This window comes from Vibrio sp. 10N.222.46.A1 (assembly GCF_041473595.1).
Lineage (GTDB): Bacteria > Pseudomonadota > Gammaproteobacteria > Enterobacterales > Vibrionaceae > Vibrio > Vibrio tasmaniensis_A.
Genome location: NZ_JBFRSN010001458.1, coordinates 1 through 349 on the forward strand (window position 1 = coordinate 1; position 349 = coordinate 349).

The following is a 349-nucleotide window of genomic DNA, read 5'->3' on the forward strand; positions in this document are numbered from 1 at the left end:
CTTAGAAACAATCCAAATTCGCATCAACATCGAGAATGTTATCAAACGTGCAAATGACTCGATATCTCGTGGACAGCCTGGCACAGCGATTCAACTGTTGCGCAAAGGCATCGATGCATTAGCCACTAAAAACGACGCATACTCCAATCAAGCGAAAGACAAGCTACAACAGATGCTTGACGATCTTGATCAGAAGCGCCTAAATAAAAACGCAGAAGATTTACAGCAGATGGAATCGAAAGAGCGTGAAGATGACATGGATGCTCTATTCGGTCAGAAGAAAAAATGGTAACGCTCTAACTCAACACTTAAAGGCCGCTCTATTTAAATTAGCGGCCTTTTTTGTACC

At 42.4% G+C, this 349-nt stretch carries 1 pseudogene; it reads left to right on the forward strand.

Annotated features, from left to right (window positions below):
- A pseudogene (locus tag AB4496_RS27355) lies at positions 1-292 on the forward strand (DNA repair protein); the annotation flags it as partial.
- Between the last annotated feature and the right edge of the window lie 57 nt (positions 293-349).